At 65.8% G+C, this 14,774-nt stretch carries 20 protein-coding genes; 15 read left to right on the plus strand and 5 right to left on the minus strand.

Annotated elements, in window-relative coordinates:
- Positions 1-79 precede the first annotated feature (79 nt).
- Entirely contained in the window at positions 80-319 is a 240-nt protein-coding gene (locus tag NL1_RS02100) for a hypothetical protein (protein WP_156094601.1), read from the plus strand.
- 211 nt (positions 320-530) lie between these two features.
- Here the strand turns inward: NL1_RS02100 and NL1_RS02105 are convergent, their stop codons facing one another.
- From NL1_RS02105 to NL1_RS02115, 3 genes are all read right to left on the minus strand, one after another.
- The gene (locus NL1_RS02105) at positions 531-1,943 is read right to left on the minus strand and encodes a cytochrome P450 (RefSeq protein WP_067833543.1); all 1,413 of its coding nucleotides are present in this window, start codon (positions 1,941-1,943) and stop codon (positions 531-533) included.
- Between the two features lie 8 nt (positions 1,944-1,951).
- Entirely contained in the window at positions 1,952-3,055 is a 1,104-nt protein-coding gene (locus NL1_RS02110) for an MAB_1171c family putative transporter (RefSeq protein ID WP_245673043.1), read from the minus strand.
- Between the two features lie 76 nt (positions 3,056-3,131).
- Positions 3,132-3,644, minus strand: a complete 513-nt coding sequence (locus NL1_RS02115; RefSeq protein WP_084510225.1) for a hypothetical protein — start codon at positions 3,642-3,644, stop codon at positions 3,132-3,134.
- A 616-nt stretch (positions 3,645-4,260) separates the two neighbouring features.
- On the opposite strand from NL1_RS02115, the gene NL1_RS02120 reads away from it, so the two are divergent.
- From NL1_RS02120 to NL1_RS02175, 12 genes are all read left to right on the plus strand, one after another.
- Positions 4,261-4,485 carry a hypothetical protein gene (locus tag NL1_RS02120; protein WP_067833548.1) on the plus strand — a complete coding sequence of 75 codons (225 nt, stop codon included), beginning with the start codon at positions 4,261-4,263 and terminating at the stop codon, positions 4,483-4,485.
- Positions 4,482-4,802: a type II toxin-antitoxin system PemK/MazF family toxin gene (locus NL1_RS02125; protein ID WP_067833551.1), complete on the plus strand. Its 321-nt coding sequence runs from the start codon at positions 4,482-4,484 to the stop codon at positions 4,800-4,802. The genes NL1_RS02120 and NL1_RS02125 overlap by 4 nt, the downstream gene beginning before the upstream one ends.
- 286 nt (positions 4,803-5,088) lie before the next feature.
- The gene (gene rpsH / locus NL1_RS02130; RefSeq protein ID WP_067785212.1) at positions 5,089-5,487 is read left to right on the plus strand and encodes a 30S ribosomal protein S8; all 399 of its coding nucleotides are present in this window, start codon (positions 5,089-5,091) and stop codon (positions 5,485-5,487) included.
- A gap of 14 nt (positions 5,488-5,501) precedes the next feature.
- Positions 5,502-6,041, plus strand: a complete 540-nt coding sequence (gene rplF, locus NL1_RS02135; RefSeq protein ID WP_067833554.1) for a 50S ribosomal protein L6 — start codon at positions 5,502-5,504, stop codon at positions 6,039-6,041.
- 2 nt (positions 6,042-6,043) lie between these two features.
- A complete protein-coding gene (rplR, locus tag NL1_RS02140) occupies positions 6,044-6,451 on the plus strand; it encodes a 50S ribosomal protein L18 (RefSeq protein ID WP_067833557.1) in 408 nt (135 codons plus the stop codon).
- 31 nt (positions 6,452-6,482) lie between these two features.
- The gene (gene rpsE / locus NL1_RS02145) at positions 6,483-7,136 is read left to right on the plus strand and encodes a 30S ribosomal protein S5 (protein ID WP_067833560.1); all 654 of its coding nucleotides are present in this window, start codon (positions 6,483-6,485) and stop codon (positions 7,134-7,136) included.
- Complete coding sequence (rpmD, locus tag NL1_RS02150; protein WP_014349110.1) at positions 7,137-7,316, plus strand: 50S ribosomal protein L30; 180 nt, start codon at positions 7,137-7,139, stop codon at positions 7,314-7,316. It begins immediately after the preceding gene.
- A gap of 1 nt (position 7,317) precedes the next feature.
- Positions 7,318-7,761: a 50S ribosomal protein L15 gene (gene rplO / locus NL1_RS02155; protein WP_067833562.1), complete on the plus strand. Its 444-nt coding sequence runs from the start codon at positions 7,318-7,320 to the stop codon at positions 7,759-7,761.
- Between the two features lie 178 nt (positions 7,762-7,939).
- Positions 7,940-9,262: a preprotein translocase subunit SecY gene (gene secY / locus NL1_RS02160; protein WP_067833640.1), complete on the plus strand. Its 1,323-nt coding sequence runs from the start codon at positions 7,940-7,942 to the stop codon at positions 9,260-9,262.
- On the plus strand, positions 9,259-9,804 hold the full coding sequence (locus tag NL1_RS02165; protein ID WP_067833565.1) for an adenylate kinase: 546 nt from the start codon (positions 9,259-9,261) through the stop codon (positions 9,802-9,804). The genes secY and NL1_RS02165 overlap by 4 nt, the downstream gene beginning before the upstream one ends.
- 29 nt (positions 9,805-9,833) lie before the next feature.
- Entirely contained in the window at positions 9,834-10,637 is an 804-nt protein-coding gene (gene map, locus NL1_RS02170) for a type I methionyl aminopeptidase (protein WP_067833568.1), read from the plus strand.
- A 31-nt stretch (positions 10,638-10,668) separates the two neighbouring features.
- Complete coding sequence (locus tag NL1_RS02175) at positions 10,669-11,148, plus strand: LLM class flavin-dependent oxidoreductase (RefSeq protein ID WP_339379918.1); 480 nt, start codon at positions 10,669-10,671, stop codon at positions 11,146-11,148.
- A gap of 219 nt (positions 11,149-11,367) precedes the next feature.
- On the opposite strand, the gene NL1_RS02180 is transcribed toward NL1_RS02175, so the two are convergent.
- Both NL1_RS02180 and dtd read right to left on the minus strand, forming a co-directional pair.
- A complete protein-coding gene (locus NL1_RS02180; RefSeq protein WP_067833570.1) occupies positions 11,368-12,873 on the minus strand; it encodes a hypothetical protein in 1,506 nt (501 codons plus the stop codon).
- Between the two features lie 163 nt (positions 12,874-13,036).
- The gene (gene dtd, locus NL1_RS02185; RefSeq protein WP_067833642.1) at positions 13,037-13,468 is read right to left on the minus strand and encodes a D-aminoacyl-tRNA deacylase; all 432 of its coding nucleotides are present in this window, start codon (positions 13,466-13,468) and stop codon (positions 13,037-13,039) included.
- 403 nt (positions 13,469-13,871) lie between these two features.
- On the opposite strand from dtd, the gene NL1_RS02190 reads away from it, so the two are divergent.
- Positions 13,872-14,192 (plus strand): hypothetical protein, encoded by a 321-nt coding sequence (locus tag NL1_RS02190; RefSeq protein WP_067833573.1) that lies wholly within the window; start codon positions 13,872-13,874, stop codon positions 14,190-14,192.
- Positions 14,193-14,253: 61 nt separating this feature from the next.
- Positions 14,254-14,760 (plus strand): YbaB/EbfC family nucleoid-associated protein, encoded by a 507-nt coding sequence (locus NL1_RS02195; RefSeq protein WP_162272673.1) that lies wholly within the window; start codon positions 14,254-14,256, stop codon positions 14,758-14,760.
- Positions 14,761-14,774 lie beyond the last annotated feature (14 nt).

Here is a 14,774-nt window from a genome sequence, read left to right on the forward strand (position 1 = left end):
TCGGGGCGTTATCCCCGTATGTAGTAACAAACGTTTCTGATTACCGATCTTCCGTGTGGACCATCATATGGAGGATGAAATGAACCATCTCGCAACGAAATTCGCTGTCGCCGTCGCGTCCGTGGCCATCCTGGGCGCGGGTGCCGCGCCCGCGATGGCGGCCCCGGCTCCGATGGCGCCGCAGGCCGCACCGGTCGCCGATTCCGGTTCCTCGGGCACCGGCTCCGCGGCCATCGACTTCCCGCTGGGCCTGCTCAAGCTGCTGATGTGTGGTCCGTGGGGCAGCACGCAGCCGCACCCGAACCCGGCTTGCCGCTGAGCGTCGGCCAGGTGAGGCGAAAGCGTGGACTCCCGGAGTCCGCGCTTTCGCGCGTTCGATGCCATGGTGGTAGCCACCACTGCAGAATCGAGTACTACCACGACCCGAAGGCGCCCCGGCCGAATCCCCTTGTGGTGGTATGCAATCTGCTGGTCGCCGACGCGTCTGGGGCGATCCTGCTCCAGCGCCGACATGGTGAAGTGCTGAGCCTTCAGGTGGTGCGGGGCGATAGGCGCAGCTTGAATCCCGAAGGCTTGAGCGTGATCTGCTCCTTGATGTCGAGCTTGTAGCCGGGGTCGTGCTCGAAGTCGAATTCGTGCAGGAGGTGGGCCAGGGCGAGCATCACTTCGTGGTAGGCGAACTGGCGGCCGATGCAGGCGCGTAATCCGGTGCCGAAGGGTTTGTAGGCGCGTTGGTCGCGCTGGCGGCCGGGTAGCCAGCGGTCCGGATCGAATTCCTCGGCGTCCTCGCCCCACACCGCTTTGTCTCGGTGGGCCTGCAGTGTCAGGACCAGAACCCACTCACCGGCCTTGAAGGGGTAGCGGCCGTCGCCGATCACCACGTCGTGGCGGGCCTCCCGGAAGTATCCCGGCGCGATCGGCCACAGCCGCAGCGTTTCGTCGACGATGCGCCGGGTGTACCGCAGTTTCGCGACGTCGTCGAACGCGATTGTCGGGTGGGTCTGGCCGGGGAATCGCTCGGCCAGCTCCCTGCGTGCCTTCGCGGCGATCTCGGGGTTGCGTGCGATCTCGTACAGCGCGAAGGCCAGCACGCCCGCGCTGGTCTCGTGGCCTGCCACGAGGAAGGTCAGGATCTGGTTGCGGATGTTGAGGTCATCGAGCTTCTCTCCGGTCTCGGGATCCGGGACGGTGAGCATGCGGTCGAGCAGGTCGCCGTGGCTGCCGACGGTGCCGCTGGACTTGCGGGTGGCGATGATCTCGTCGACGACCTGATGGACGTAGACGATGTCGCGTTTGTGCTGGGCGGCGGCGCTGCGGCCGATGGTCTTCTGGATGATCGGCGGGAGGTTGGCGTTGCTGTTGATGTACCGCAGTCCCCGCAGCATGGTCGCGACGAACGGGTGGGTCTTCTCGCGGGTGAACGAGTCGAAGGTGAAGTCGAACCCGCACTTGCTGATGACCTCGAGTGTGAAGCGGTTCATGTCCTCCGCGACGTCGACCCACTGGCCCCGGCGCGATGCCCAGTAGGCGATCAAGTCTCCGGCCACCGCATTCATCGTGTCGTGGTAGCCGAGCATGGCCTCCTTGGTGAAGGAGGGGGCGAGGATGTTGTGGGCCTTCTGCCAGTTCGGCTCACTGTTGTACGCGGTGAACAGGCCGTCACGGGCGACGGGCCGGATCTTCTTGAACAGCACCCCGACGTGCTTGGTCCAGTTCTTCTCGTCGTTGATCTCGGCGATCAGATCGGCGCCGGAGACAACGATCATCGGCCAGTCCATGATCCGGCGCTCGAAGATGGGCCCGAGCGCCTGCGCATCACGCATCGACATCTGGGTGGGCTTGATCGGGTCGGTGGTGAGCAGATCGCCGATCATCGGCAACCGCCACCGCGGATGCGGAAGCGGAAGTCTGGACTCGGTGGTCGAGGGCGTGCGAACTGCCATTGGAGCTCCTATCGGGCCTGCGACGTGTCGAGCCGCTGGCCGTGGGTGGTGATCAGGCCGCGTACCTGCGGCCATGCGTGGGCGAGCGCGAGCAGTTCGTGAAGCTCGGCATTGAGGTCCCGGACGCCGGGTTGCGCTCGGTTCTTGGGTTTTGCGGTGCTGTCTACGGGCGGTCGTCCGGTCGTCTTCGCGGCGATGGCCTCGGCAATGCGGCGGGTATAGACCTGCGGATCCTGGTAGTCGGCATCATCGAGGCTGACGTAGCGGCGCAGGTGCAGCAGGCTGTCGCGGATCTCCATTGTCATGCGGTGGAGCCGGATTGCGGGGTCCGGCGGCCTGCGGTCGGCTGTGGTGGCGAGTACGACCTCAGGTACGGCGGCGGTCAGGTCGGTCCACAGCGGCTGCAGCCGGCGAACGTAGCGGCCGGTGCGATCGCAGCCGAGACGCGTGGTGAGCGTGCTGATCAGGGGGATGGCCGAGACGCTGACCGCAAAGAATGTCGAGGTGGCGAAGGACAAGGCCTTGCGGTGCATTTCGGGATCGAGAACCGGCTGATCTGTCAGCACGCATCCGATCGTCTCGATAACAATGGTGCTCGCGTCGAGTCCCAGGGCGACGGCGGTGCACAGGATGACGACGAAGACCACCCGCTCCTGGCGGGTGATGTCTCCGGTCAGCATCTCCCGGACGCAGATCCTGCCGACGAGTACGGCGGTGATACCCACGGGCAGGCAGAAGGAGATCCAGAGTACGACGGTTGGCCAGCCCAGAAGCTGGTCCACCAGTAGGTTCGCGCGGCGTGCCGGTGTTCCAGCGACAAGGATGACGACGGTAACGGTGGCGACGATCAGGTCGTAGACACGCTGTCGTTGCCACGCTTTGTCCGGGTCCGCACCGTCCCACAACTTCGCGATGCCGTAGATGTTGGACACGATGAGCAGGATCGCGCCGAAGGAGAGTTGGCGGGCGAGGTTCACCACGGTGTCGTCGTCGCCGGGAAGTGCCGAGGTCAGGGCTTGCTCGAACCACGATTCTCGCAGCAGCATGCCGACCAGCGATGCGGAGATCGCACGGTTGATCAGCCTGTCGACGATGGTGTCGCGCAGCAGCAACCATCGACCGATCAGGGTCAGGACGATGCCCACGATCATGGGCACGGTGAGGTATTCCGGTATCGGGGAGGTCATCTCACCGATGCCGTGCGCGAAAGAAGGTCGACCGTATCCGACTTGCGCGCCGACGGGGCAGCATTGCGTGGACCATCAGCAGATCGGCGAACGCTTCGGCGTCGTGCTCCCGATCGCTGCCGTAGTCGGCACGTCGCAGCACGCTGCGGATCGCCTCGGCCGACAGCGACGGCATCAGTTCGCGCAGGGGGAGGTCAGCCGCGTCGTCGGCGTTGTCCTCCTTGTCGATTCCGTGTCCGAGCAGCATGTGCCCGATCTCGTGAGCGATGATCTGGTCGTTGTGCCACGGTGTTTCGCCGCCGTACATGATCACGTCGTCGTGCTCGCGGGCGATCCACAGACCGGACCCGGTGCCGCAGCCTGTTCCCGCCAAGGCATCGGGATCGATCGAGCACAGGTGGATCGGGCGCCCCCGATATTCGGCCACGCGGGCAACATATGCCGATGTGTCCCACGGGTAGGGAATCGCGACGACGCGAGCCAGCTCCTCGAATTTGGTGGTCAGTTGGTCCACTACACCGCCATCCGTTCAGCGTCGGAGTCGGGTCGACCACCACACGTCGCCGACTCCGAAATGCTCGGTTCAGGTTCTGTGTCCGGGTGGAATATCGTGAACAGTTGTTCGGCTGAAGAGCGACGAGGCCGGAGAGAACCCCCACTGACCGGCATGTACTTCACCTCTTTGCTGCGCTGGACACTCACGTTCGAACGCCGACCCCTGCTCGCGGCGCTGACCTCATCGTCGAATGCGGCGCCTTCAAGCAGACGACGGTGCAACCAGTCCTCAGCACCTGAAGAGTCGTGGTCCACGGGCGCGAAAGTGGTTCGTCGAGGACGGTCTTCGGCCAGTGGTACATGACGTCCTGAGTGCCGTTGAGCTTCAATGCATCTGGGACTGTCGCGAGTGTACCGACTTCGCGATCGAGGTACGTGTTGACGGCTGCTGGATCGTGGAAGAGGCTGTGGCATAGCAGGATTGGGTAACTCGTACCGGTCGCCGTTCGGGCCGACGGCCGTGCGCGGCACGGCGCCAGGCTCGGTGGCGCGGCCGCTGCCGGACTGCGGTGAGCCGGGATGGCCGACGGGCGCCCCCGCGGGAGTTGTGACACAATTTGTGTTACAGTGGGTCGATGGGGACGCTGAATGTACGCACCGATGAGGCTATGGAGACCGCTCTGGCCAAGCTGACGGCGAACTCGGGCCGGACTCGTTCGGAGGCGGTCCGCTACGCGCTGCTGCGCACTTATAAAGAACTTCTCCTCGAGCAGGCCGCCGCTGACGCGGAGCGGCTCGAGGCCGACCCGGAGGACCAGGCCGAGATGCTCGCCATTCAGCGGTTCATGGGCGTCGCGTGATCTTTCGGGGCGCGATCTACGAGATCAAAGCCCTGCCCGGTGGGCGCGGCCATGAACAGCAAGGCAAGCGTTACGCGGTGATCATCCAATCCGACAGGTTTCCGGCGAGCACGGTAATCGTGGCGCTCACCTCCACTGGCGCTGGTCCGGCCGTATATCGGCCGGAGATCGAGTTCGACGGTGTCCGCACCCGCGTACTGACCGACCAGATCTACACCGTCGCCCCGGAACGGCTCGGGGATTTCAAGGGCAGCTTGGATGGTGACGAGCTCGCGGAGCTGGATCGTGGTTTGATGTTGAAACTCGGTCTGCTTTAGCGGCGGCTGACGGTGTTTGCGTGTCGGTGCGGCCGCTTACGCCCTGGCCGGTGCCGTGACCGGCCCGCTCGACCCCGATTTTGTCCTGGTCAGACCATTGCCTACACTAGAGCGGTTGCCTGGGCACCTCCATGTCCGCATGTGTACCGGTCCGGGCGATATGTACCCCGCCGGTCGGCGACTGTCGACCGGACCAGCCGAATTGTTGTAGGCCCACCATCGGCGCGCTCCCGGGCGCGCGGGTGCTGTATGGGAACCGCAGCGAGAAAGGTGTCGAGGTCGAACTATGACCATGACTGATCCGATCGCAGACTTCCTGACCCGTCTGCGCAACGCCAACTCGGCGTACCACGATCAGGTGAAGGCTCCGCACTCGAAGCTCAAGGCGAACATCGCCGAGATCCTCAAGCGCGAGGGTTACATCGCCGACTACCGGACCGAGGACGCGCAGGTGGGCAAGACGCTCATCGTCGACCTCAAGTACGGCCCGAGCCGTGAGCGCAGCCTCGCCGGCGTGCGCCGCGTTTCCAAGCCCGGTCTGCGTGTGTACGCAAAATCCACCAACCTGCCCAAGGTCTTGGGCGGCCTCGGCGTGGCCATCATCTCCACGTCGCAGGGTCTGCTGACCGACAAGCAGGCGGCACAGAGCGGCGTGGGCGGCGAAGTCCTCGCTTACGTCTGGTAAGGGAGGTCAGGACAATGTCGCGTATTGGTAAGAAGCCCATCGCAATCCCGTCCGGTGTCGAGGTGAGCATCGACGGCCAGAGCGTGTCGGTGAAGGGTCCCAAGGGCACCCTCTCGCACGTGGTCGCCGAGCCGATCACCGTCGCCCGTGGCGACGACGGCCAGCTCGAGGTCGTTCGTCCGAACGACGAGCGCCGCAACCGCTCGCTGCACGGCCTGACCCGCACGCTGATCTCGAACATGGTCGAGGGCGTGACCAAGGGCTACGAGAAGAAGATGGAAATCTTCGGCGTCGGTTACCGTGTGGCGGCCAAGGGCTCGAACCTCGAGTTCGCGCTCGGCTACAGCCACCCGGTGCCGATCGAGGCGCCCGAGGGCATCACCTTCGCGGTGGAATCGCCCACCAAGTTCTCCGTGTCCGGAATCGACAAGCAGAAGGTCGGCCAGATTTCGGCGGTCATCCACGGCCTGCGCAAGCCCGACCCGTACAAGGGCAAGGGCATCCGCTACGCAGGCGAGGTCGTTCGCCGCAAGGTCGGAAAGACGGGTAAGTGATCATGGCGCAAACCGAAAACCAGAAGGCCAAGCGCATCCCGCTGGGCAAGGACGTGTCGACCGCGCGTCGTCTGTCGAAGACGCGCCGTCACTTCCGCCTGCGCAAGAAGGTTGCAGGCACCACCGAGCGTCCGCGCCTGGTGGTCAACCGCTCCTCGCGCCACCTGCACGCGCAGCTCATCGACGACTCGCTCGGCAAGACCATTGCCGCCGCGTCCTCGATCGAGGCCGACGTGCGCGCGGTGGACGGCGACAAGACCGCCAAGGGCAAGAAGGTCGGCGAGCTGATCGCCGCCCGCGCCAAGGCAGCCGGTGTCGAGGCCGTCGTGTTCGACCGTGGTGGCCACGACTACCACGGCCGCATCGCCGCGCTGGCCGATGCCGCTCGTGAAGGCGGGTTGAAGTTCTGATGATGATGATTGCGAACGGAAGGAACGTCTGATGCCGGGACGTCAGCGGCGTGACGGCGGAAACGGACCCGCCGGACAGAGTGGAAACGCACCCGAGGGCCGCGGCGACCGTCGCGGTGGCGACCGTCGCGGTGGCGGCGACCGCCGGGAGAGCGCGGCCGAGAAGAACCAGCTCGAGCGCGTCGTCGCGATCAACCGCGTCTCCAAGGTCGTGAAGGGTGGTCGTCGCTTCAGCTTCACCGCCCTGGTGATCGTCGGCGACGGCAACGGTCTGGTCGGCGTCGGCTACGGCAAGGCCAAGGAAGTTCCCGCGGCCATCCAGAAGGGTGTCGAGGAGGCTCGCAAGGGCTTCTTCCGCGTCCCGATGATCGGCTCCACCATCACCCACCCGGTTCAGGGTGAGGCGGCGGCCGGTGTGGTCATGCTGCGTCCGGCTTCGCCCGGTACCGGTGTGATCGCCGGTGGCGCGGCTCGTGCCGTGCTCGAATGCGCTGGCATTCATGACATCCTGGCGAAGTCGCTCGGTAGCGACAACGCCATCAACGTCGTGCACGCGACCGTTGCAGCCCTCAAGATGCTGCAGCGCCCCGAAGAGGTTGCGGCCCGTCGTGGCCTGCCCCTCGAGGACGTCGCTCCTGCGGGCATGCTGCGTGCGCGCGCTCAGGCGGCTGGAGGTGCCAGGTAAATGGCAGATCTCAAGGTGACCCAGATCAAGAGTTCGATCGGCGCCAAGCAGAATCAGCGGGACAGCCTTCGCACCCTCGGCTTGCGTGGTATCCGCAAGTCCGTGGTCCGCGAGGACAACGCCCAGAACCGCGGGCTGATCAACGTCGTGCGCCACCTCGTGACAGTTGAGGAGGTCTGACATGACCATCAAGTTGCACCACCTGCGTCCCGCCCCGGGCGCCAAGACCGAGAAGACCCGCGTGGGTCGCGGTGAGGGCTCCAAGGGCAAGACCGCGGGCCGTGGTACCAAGGGCACCAAGGCGCGCAAGAACGTCCCCGCCGCCTTCGAGGGTGGGCAGATGCCGCTGCACATGCGGCTGCCCAAGCTCAAGGGCTTCACGAACCGGTTCCGCACCGAGTACCAGGTCGTGAACGTCGGCAAGATCGCCGAGCTGTTCCCGCAGGGCGGCGAGATCGGCAAGGCCGAGCTGGTCGCCGCGGGCGCAGTCCGCAAGAACCAGCTGGTCAAGGTTCTCGGCGACGGCGAGATCGGTGTCGCGGTCCAGGTGACCGTCGACAAGGTGACCGGCGCCGCCAAGGAGAAGATCACCGCGGCCGGTGGCACTGTCACCGAGCTGGGCTGACGGTACTCTGACAAGCGGTGGCACCGGACGAGTGACGAGCTCGTCCGGTGCCACTGTTAGAGTTCAATTGTTGTCTGCCAAGCCACGTCATGGCTTTCGGCGTCCCCCTGTTCGCCAGGGAATCGGGCAAAGCTGAAACAGCCATGTCATGACCATGTCGTTCGCGCCAGGAGGATCTGTGCTTTCCGCCTTCGTATCGGCCTTCCGGACTCCGGACTTACGGCGGAAGATTCTCTTCACGCTGGGGTTGGTCGCGCTGTACCGCTTGGGTGCCGCGTTGCCGTCGCCCGGCGTGGACTACAAGGCCGTCCAGGAATGTGTGGACCTGGTCTCCGGCGGTGAGAACGCAGGCATCTACCAGCTGATCAATCTGTTCTCCGGTGGTGCGCTGCTGCAGTTGTCGGTCTTCGCGATCGGCATCATGCCGTACATCACCGCCAGCATCATCATTCAGCTGCTCACCGTCGTCATCCCGCGGTTCGAAGAACTGCGCAAGGAAGGCCAAGCAGGCCAGACGAAGATGACGCAGTACACGCGGTACCTGTCGATCGCGTTGGCCATCCTGCAGGCGACCGGTCTGGTCGCGCTCGCGGCGCGTGGTCAGCTGCTCCAGGGCTGCCAGCAGGACATTCTCGCCGACACCAGCATCTTCGGCATGATCATCATCGTGCTCGTGATGACCGCCGGTGCGGCGCTCGTCATGTGGTTCGGCGAGCAGATCACCGAGCGCGGCGTCGGCAACGGCATGTCCCTGCTGATCTTCGCGGGCATTGCCGCGCGCATTCCTCTCGAGGGCAAGGCCATCCTGGAGAGCCGTGGCGGCCTCGTGTTCGGCCTGGTGTGTGTGGCCGCCTTCGCCATCATCGTCGCGGTCATCTTCGTCGAGCAGGGCCAGCGCCGCATCCCGGTCCAGTACGCCAAGCGCGTGGTCGGCCGCAAGATGTACGGCGGCTCCTCGACCTACCTGCCGCTGAAGGTCAACCAGGCCGGTGTCATCCCGGTGATCTTCGCCTCGTCGCTGCTGTATCTGCCCAATCTGATCGCGCAGCTGACCTCGTCGCAGAACAACCCTGACCCCAGTTGGTGGCAGGAGATCATTCAGAAGTACCTGGTGAACCCGGGCAACCCGGTGTACATCGGCATCTACTTCGGTCTGATCGTGTTCTTCACATACTTCTATGTCGCGATCACCTTCAACCCGGAGGAACGCGCTGACGAGATGAAGAAGTTCGGCGGCTTCATCCCGGGGTATCGCCCCGGTAAGCCGACGGCCGACTATCTGAACTTCGTCCTGAGCCGCATCACCCTGCCCGGCTCCATCTACCTCGGTCTGGTGGCAGTCCTGCCCAACCTGTTCCTCGATATCGGCAACACCGGTGGCGTTCAGAACCTCCCGTTCGGCGGTACCGCGGTGCTGATCATGGTGAGCGTCGGCTTGGACACCGTGAAGCAGATCGAAAGCCAGCTGATGAATCGAAATTACGAAGGGTTCCTCAAGTGAGAGTTGTACTGCTCGGTCCGCCGGGTGCCGGCAAAGGCACCCAGGCCGTCCTGCTGTCGGAAAAGCTGGGCGTCCCGCACATCTCCACCGGGGACCTGTTCCGTGCGAACATCGGCCAGCAGACCCCGCTGGGCCGCGAAGCGCAGAAGTACATGGACGCGGGCGACCTGGTGCCCAGCGACGTGACCAACCGTATGGTCGAGGCGCGGGTCAACGAGCCCGACGCCGTGAACGGTTTCGTGCTCGACGGCTACCCGCGCACCATCGACCAGGCCGAGGCGCTGGAGAAGATCCTCGGCGACATGGACAAGAAGCTGGACGCCGTCCTGTGCTTCGTCGTGCCGGAAGACACCGTGGTCGATCGGATGCTCGCGCGCGGTCGCGCCGATGACAGCGAGGACGTGATCCGCAACCGGCTCCGGGTGTACCGCGAGGAGACCGAGCCGCTGCTGCAGCACTACGACGGCCTCGTCGTCACGGTCGACGGCGTCGGCGAAGTGGACGAGGTCAACGGCCGCGCGCTGCGCGCGCTGGGACACTGATGTCCTTGCCTCGGAAGTGCTGAGCCGCCATGGTTTTCGGGCGTAACAAGAGCAAGAAGGTGGTGCCGTTCCGCACCGCCGGTGAGCTGGACGCGATGGCGGCGGCGGGCGCGGTGGTCGGCCGCACCCTCGTCGCCGTGCGTGCGGCCGCCAAGCCCGGGGTTTCGACCCTGGAACTGGACGAGGTCGCCGAGCAGACCATCCGCGACGCCGGTGCGGTGCCCTCCTTCAAGGGCTACCACGGTTTCCCCGCCTCGATCTGCGCGTCGGTGAACGACCGTGTGGTGCACGGGATTCCGACCACGGAGGAGATCCTCACCGAGGGCGATCTCGTCTCGATCGACTGCGGAGCCATCCTGGACGGCTGGCACGGCGACTCCGCGTGGACCTTCGGCGTCGGCGAGATCATCGAGGCCGATCGCCTGCTGAGCGAGGCCACCCGCCTGTCCATGGAAGCGGGCATCGCGGCCATGCTGCCGGGCAACCGGCTGACCGACGTGTCGCACGCCATCGAGCTGGGCACCCGCGCCGCGGAGGAGCTGCACGGCCGGGCCTACGGCATCGTCGACGGTTACGGCGGGCACGCCATCGGCCGCGAGATGCACATGGACCCGTTTCTGGCCAACGAAGGCGCGCCGGGCAAGGGCCCGAAGCTCGTGGTCGGTTCGGTGCTGGCCATCGAACCCATGCTCACCCTCGGCACCACCCAGACCAAGGTGCTCGACGACGACTGGACCGTGGTCACCCTCGACGGCAGCCGCTCCGCTCACTGGGAGCACACTGTCGCGGTCACCGAGGACGGCCCCCGCATCCTCACCCTGCGCCCGGAATAGCGCGAAAGTTTCGCACGGCGGCCCCTACAAAATCGGGGGCCGCCGTTTCGCGTTCCCCGCGAGTCGCCGCATCTGGCCCAGAGACAAGCAGTCCGGCCCCGCACCGGCACATCTCGTCGGGATCTGGTTCGGCAGCGTGGGCCCGAAGGCCAACAAGCTGACCGGACGGACCGCCGACGGTTGGGCGGCGCCGATCCCGCACTATCTGCCCTACGAGAAATGGCAAGGGGCACAAGACACTATGTCCGCGTCCGCCGTCGACGCCGGACGTTCCCCGGCGGACATCACCCGCATGGCGCAGCTGGTCGGGACGATCACCGACACGCCAGGTCCGGTGCGCCTGCGCGGCGAGGACCCGATTCGCACCGACGCCGCGGGCTGGGCCCTGGTCGATCTCGCCGTGGCGACCGGCTTCGACACGTTCGTGTCCTGGCCGGAGTCGCCGGGCGATACCCAGCTTTGCCGCTGGATCGGTGACGTCGTTCCTTGCACCCGCGCTTTGTGCGCTTAGCCGAGACCTTCGGCCGTGCAGCGGATTCGGCGGTTCTGTTCGGTACCTCCCCGGCTCGTTGTGAACTCTCTGACGATGCAGTCAGACTAGGTTCCGTGCGGGGGGCGGTTCCCGAGTAGCGAACTACTCGAATCTTGCTGCCGGAAGCCGCAGCCGGACCGCGCAGTCACGCAGACGGCAGCCGTCTGCCTCACCGAACATGCTGGGGCGGAGTGTGATTCAGCTCTGGCCGGTTTTGCGGAAGAACAGCACGTGATCGTGGTCGATCAGCGTGATCGACTTGCGCAGCTGTCGAATGCCCGCGCTGGGCAGGTAGGTCAGATTCGCGAAGGACTGCGTATTGCCGAATGCCGACCGCACCTTGTTCTCGGTGGCGTGGGACGCGCCGTAGGCGGCCAGTACCCCGAAGTCCAAGGGCGCGAGGGGTTCGTCGAGCGATGCGGGTCCGGCCGGTCGGCCCAGCGCGGCGTACTGGGTCGCCTTGCCGTGCTCGTAGCGGCACAGCTCGTAGGACATGTTCGCGGTGGCCGTCACGCTCAGCACCGGCCACTGCCGGGAAAGTCGCAGTGCCAGTGGATTTCTGCCGGTCGGAGCCAGCTCCCAGTTCAGGCTCATCACCGTCACCCAGCCGCCGTAGGACATCTCGATCAGCACGACGTCGTCACCGAGCGTGTTCGCGGTATTGAACTCCGCCTCGCCGATCACCCAGTCCTCGTCATCGGCATTGAGGTAGGTGGCGCTGTCGACGAGCTGGATGTCGTCCTCGGCGTAGGCCGCGATGATCGCGGCGCGCAGTTGCGTCATGGCGTCCCGGTCCGGGCAGCGCACGCCGAGGGCGCCGAAGCTGGGGCCGATCTCGACCGGCGTCGACGGCGGCTCCGGATCCTCGCCCGGCGCGAGCGGGCGCAGGCCGACCAGCGCCAAGCGCCAGTTGATCTCCTCCACCGTCGACAGGTCGCCGGATGACTTGCGGACGATCTGCTGCTGCGTCAGCCGTCCCGCTTGTTCGAGGGTGCGGCACTCCAGTTCGACCAGCGCGTTGTAGGACTTCGGCGTGAGGTCGAGATCGCGAATGCCGCACGCGCGCAGGCGGATCGACATGCTCGTCGAGGTGTACGCGGAAAACCGCTCGCGGTACATCGCCAGGGCTTGCTTGCGTGAGCGGCCCACCATGAGGGTGCGTAGCAGCGTGCTCAGGCTGGCCAGGTACTTGCCCGCCAGGTCGGGATTGTCCGCGGCGAGCTGAGCGCGAATCCGTGCGGCGTCCTCTACGGCAGCCACGGCCGCGTCCTGGTCCAGCCTGCCGAGCCACACGCCGCACTTGCCGAGCCCGTCGGCGCACATGCCCGCCACGTGCGGATAAGTTTGCGCCACTTGGCGATACGCGGCGCAGGCACCGCGGATGGTGCTCGTGGCCAGTTCGCGGCCGCCCGCGGCCCGCGTCACCTGCTCGAAGACGCGCAGGGCCTCTTGCAGTTCGCCGGCGAACCGTGCCTCGACCATCCCGGCGGCCAGCCAGTGCAGCCGGATGCCGACCGCTTCCTGGGCGGGCGCGGGCGCCTCGACGGTGCGGTCCCGGCGGGCGGTGGGATCGGTTCGGGTGGCGATCAGCGCCTTGGCCAGCTCGGAGAGCGAGGTGGCCAATCGGAGTTCGGATTCGACAGTTCGGTCTCGGGCCGCACTGCGATCGACCGCTACCTGTCGTTCGATAGCACTCAGATCCATCGCGACCCCAACTCCCGCATCACCTTTCACAGACGGTCGTTCCTTCGGCCGCATCTGTTCTCGCGGAAAGTCTGCCACAAATCGAGTGCCCTCGCCCGAGAACGATCGGGGCGGGGAACCGGCCTAGTGCTAGCTGTCAGCTAACTCGGCGCGAACCGCGTGGTCACGCCTCCAGAAGCAGCGTGACCGGACCGTCGTTGGTGAGATCGATGTGCATATGCGCGCCGAAACGACCCGTCGCGACGGTCCCCCCGAGCGCACGCAGTGCCTCGGCGAATACGTCGACCAGAGGTTCGGCGACCGGACCCGGCGCGGCCGCGGACCAGGATGGGCGCCGCCCCTTGGTGGTGTCGGCATAGAGGGTGAACTGACTGACGACGAGCACGGGCGCGTTCATGTCCGCCGCGGAACGCTCGCCGTCCAGAATGCGCAGCCGCCACAGCTTGTCCGCCAGGGCCTTCGCCGTCGCTTCGGTGTCGTCGTGGGTGACGCCGACCAGCGCGACCAATCCCTGCGGGTCGGGTTCGATCCGGCCGACGATCTCCCCGTCGACTCGCACCTCGGCGGCGGTCACGCGCTGCACCAGTACTCGCATGCCGTGATCATCGCATTCGTCGTGCACCGGAGGCGGACGCGCCGCGCAACCGGGCGGCGGCTGCGGTCGGCAAGTGGCTGAGCCGCAGGCATTTCCGGAGGCGAGATCGCCACGAGTGGCGGTCCGTGTCCCCGACGGGTTGCCAGGAGGTTTCCTGGCAGTGCAGACGGGTGTGGACGGCGACGGCGAGACGATTCGGGTGTGTGCCAATGCGATTGTGCGGCAGGTCATCAGGCGTTCGTCAGGCTATCGACTCGTACGTCGTTGCGCGTCTGTGCGTTACCCCCACGCTGTCCTAAGTTCATGTAAAGGTTACTGATGAGTTGCACTGGACTGCCATCGTCGGATGAGTTCGAACCGTAGTCGAGCGGTGGGCACACCACCCCGGGGGTAGAGGTGCGAGATGACGACTGAGACTTACTCCGAGAAGCTGCGGACCGCCGGGTACGAGACCGACAAGGTCCGGGCTCGGTTGGGGAACATCTCCGGTCGGGTTCAGGACCAGCTGAGCACCTTGCTGTCCGTGATCGGCAGCGACAACTTCGGCAGCAAATACGTTCAGGGCAACGGCAGTCCCGGACTGACGGAGCGGCTGCAGGGTGCGGTGGACGGCACCACCACTATGGCGGAGTCCTGGGCGAACCTGTCGAAGGGGCAGTACGAGGCGGCGGTTGCCGCCGAGCGGAACGAGGACGCCGCTCGGCAGTTGATCGAGCAAGTCTGAGCAGCGGCAGTGGTGGCCGGCGGGCTTTCCGGGTGCCGCCATGGAGTTCGGAGTGGGTGAAATGACGTCTGGGCGTATGGAGGGGGAGATCGCCGGGCTGTTGGAGGACTTCCGCAGCCGCATGCGGGATATCGCGGAAGCGCAGCGGGAGCGCGTCAAGCTGACGGCGACCGCGACCACGCGTGACAAGACGGTATCGGTGACGGTGAACGCCAACGGCGTCGTCATCGAGACTCGCTTCTCCGACCGCATCGATGAACTGAGCTACGACCAGATCGCCAAGGCGGTCACCCGGATGGCGCAGCAAGCGGCCGACGAGGTGTTCGCCAAGAGCAAGGCGCTCGCTGCGCCGTTGTTCGACGAGCAGGCACGGCTGCCGAAATTGTCCGACGTGATCGAGGGAATGCCGGATATCGAGACCGAAATTCCACGGGAGCCGCCGGTTTCGCTGGCGCCCCCCGGTTCGTCGGAGCGCGATGAGGTGATGACGTTCACCGATGTCGAGAGCTACAACCACGGTGGTGGTAGCAGGGGACCAACGGAGAGCGTCGCCGGCCAAGCCTGGTGACGTGTGAATCGGCC

Source organism: Nocardia lijiangensis NBRC 108240, from assembly GCF_001613045.1.
GTDB classification, from domain to species: domain Bacteria; phylum Actinomycetota; class Actinomycetes; order Mycobacteriales; family Mycobacteriaceae; genus Nocardia; species Nocardia lijiangensis.